We start from the raw sequence: 2,046 nt of genomic DNA, 5'->3' as shown, positions 1-2,046 counted from the left end.
GTAAGCCTCCGGGGGCGGCCGTCTGATCTTGGGTTCGCTCCGATGGTAAGTCCGACTTTATCAACCGCCCTCAAATCGAAGTTCTGTCTGCTGCCGATGGTGATCGCCGCCGGTATTGGTCGGATGATGACAAACTGCGCATTGTGGAAGAGAGCTTCATCGGCGACCGCCAGGCGGCGGCCACGGCGCGGCGGCATGGCATTTGCCGATCGCTGCTGACCACGTGGCGGCGGCAGTATCGAAACGGCGAACTTGGGTCTTCTCGCGCGGTATCGTTCGCGCCGGTGGGCGTGACGAACGCGCCGCCGCCGCAGATCAATTCAGTTGATCCCTGTCCGCCTCCAGACTGTCAGGTCGGGATAGTCCTGCCGAACGGGCGCCGGGTCATCGTGCCGGTGGGCGTAGATACAAAAGCGCTTTCCCGGATCCTGTCGGCGGTGGACGGACAATGATCGCGTTTCCGGCGGGTGTGAAGGTTTGGATTGCGGGCGGCGTCACCGATATGCGGCGGGGCATGCGGGCGAGATCTTCTGCTTCCGAGGCCGTAAGGGCGATCTAGCCAAGATCCTGTGGCATGATGGCGTGGGCATGTCGCTTTATCTGAAGCGTCTGGAAGCGGGCAAATTCATCTGGCCGGTGAGCCGGTCAGGCGAAACGGTGCAGATCTCGGCGGCGCAGTTGGGCTATCTTCTGGAAGGCATTGACTGGCGCAATCCACGCTGGACGCAACGCCCTGCAAAGGCTGGATAATTTACGCCACCCGGCCTGTTTTTATTGGTGTTCCGCGGCCCCGGCTGATAAATATCGGCCATGTCTGAAGCCGCCTCCGAACTCGCCAGATTACGCGCTGCCCTGACCGCCGCCGAGGCCCGTGCAGAGGTTGCGGAAAGCGAGCTGGCACAGACCCGCGCCGTTGTCTCCTGCTCGGAAGCGATGATCCAGGAGCTCAAGCTCGAGATTGCCAAACTGCGCCGTGACAAATACGGCATCTCGTCAGAACGACGCGCCCGGTTGATCGATCAACTGGAATTGCAGCTTGAAGAACTGGAGACGGCGGCAACCGAAGATGGCCTGGCCGCAGAACATGCGGCTGAAAAGGCCAGCACGGTGCGCGTATTCACGCGCCGCCATTCTGTGCGCAAGCCGTTCCCCGATCACCTGCCGCGCGAGCGGGTTGTTGTCGAGGCACCTGCCGCTTGCACCTGCTGCGGCTCGGACCGGATCGTGAAGATGGGCGAAGACATCACCGAGACACTGGAGGTAATCCCGCGGCAGTGGAAGGTGATCCAGACCGTGCGCGAGAAGTTCACCTGCCGGGCCTGCGAGAAGATCAGTCAGCCGCCGGCCCCGTTCCATGCGATCCCGCGTGGATGGGCTGGCCCCAGCCTGATCGCCATGCTCGTCTTCGAAAAATACAGCCAGCACCAGCCCCTGAACCGGCAGGCAGAGCGCTTTGCCCGTGAAGGCGTTGATCTGAGCCTGTCGACCCTGGCAGACCTGGTCGGACACGCGACTGTCGCGTTGCCGCCGATCCATGCCCTGATCGAGGCCCATGCGCGTGCCGCTCACCGTCTGCATGGCGACGACACGACCGTGCCGCTTCTGGCGCGGGGTGGCGCGAAGAGCGGGCCGCCGCCATGTATACCCTCATCGTCACGGCCAAAATGAACGACGTCGATCCACAGGCCTGGCTCGCCGATGTCCTCGCCCGGCTGCCCGACATGCCCGTCTCGCGCATCCATGAACTTCTGCCATGGAACTGGAAGTCCCGGCCCCTCGCTGAGGCGGCATGATCATGCAGCTCAACAAGGTGTATTCCGTCAAGACCATCGACCGCGTTGCAGCCGAACTGGGCGAAACCGTCGACCGGATCTTCGATCTCGCCATCGACATGGAAACCGAAGATGGCGTGATCTGGGTCTACGGCCCTGGCGACGACAGCGTCATCGCCTTCACTCCGTTCGGGATTGAAAACCTGCAAGAGCTCATCAAAATGGACCGTGAGCACGCGCGTTGAACTCGCAGCGGCCTACGCCGGATGATTAC

4 protein-coding genes and 2 pseudogenes are annotated in these 2,046 nt (G+C 62.4%); 5 read left to right on the top strand and 1 reads right to left on the bottom strand.

The genetic code is table 11. The annotated features are described in order from the left end of the window. Positions 1 to 197 (bottom strand): hypothetical protein (locus BSG08_RS19775; protein ID WP_245770761.1); only part of this gene is annotated, 197 nt, incomplete at its 3' end. Between BSG08_RS19775 and tnpA the strand changes: the two genes are divergently transcribed. The 5 genes and pseudogenes from tnpA (at position 144) to BSG08_RS19095 (ending at position 2,017) form a co-directional block, all read left to right on the top strand. Continuing rightward, complete coding sequence (gene tnpA, locus BSG08_RS19110; RefSeq protein ID WP_245770760.1) at positions 144 to 452, top strand: IS66-like element accessory protein TnpA; 309 nt, start codon at positions 144 to 146, stop codon at positions 450 to 452. The genes BSG08_RS19775 and tnpA overlap by 54 nt on opposite strands. A 25-nt stretch (positions 453 to 477) precedes the next feature. Then, positions 478 to 750 (top strand): IS66 family insertion sequence element accessory protein TnpB, encoded by a 273-nt coding sequence (gene tnpB, locus BSG08_RS19105; RefSeq protein ID WP_425439316.1) that lies wholly within the window; start codon positions 478 to 480, stop codon positions 748 to 750. Between the two features lie 60 nt (positions 751 to 810). Continuing rightward, positions 811 to 1,626, top strand: a pseudogene (tnpC, locus tag BSG08_RS19100) (IS66 family transposase); the annotation flags it as partial. Next, positions 1,614 to 1,793 (top strand): annotated as a pseudogene (locus BSG08_RS19370) (transposase domain-containing protein); the annotation flags it as partial. The pseudogenes tnpC and BSG08_RS19370, both read left to right, overlap by 13 nt. Before the next feature lie 2 nt (positions 1,794 to 1,795). Further along, on the top strand, positions 1,796 to 2,017 hold the full coding sequence (locus tag BSG08_RS19095) for a hypothetical protein (RefSeq protein ID WP_093039430.1): 222 nt from the start codon (positions 1,796 to 1,798) through the stop codon (positions 2,015 to 2,017). Positions 2,018 to 2,046: the final 29 nt, after the last annotated feature.

This window comes from Roseovarius azorensis (genome assembly GCF_900109455.1).
Taxonomy (GTDB): domain Bacteria; phylum Pseudomonadota; class Alphaproteobacteria; order Rhodobacterales; family Rhodobacteraceae; genus Roseovarius; species Roseovarius azorensis.
The sequence above is the reverse complement of the archived record's forward strand: the minus strand, read 5'-3'. Positions and strand labels throughout refer to the sequence as shown.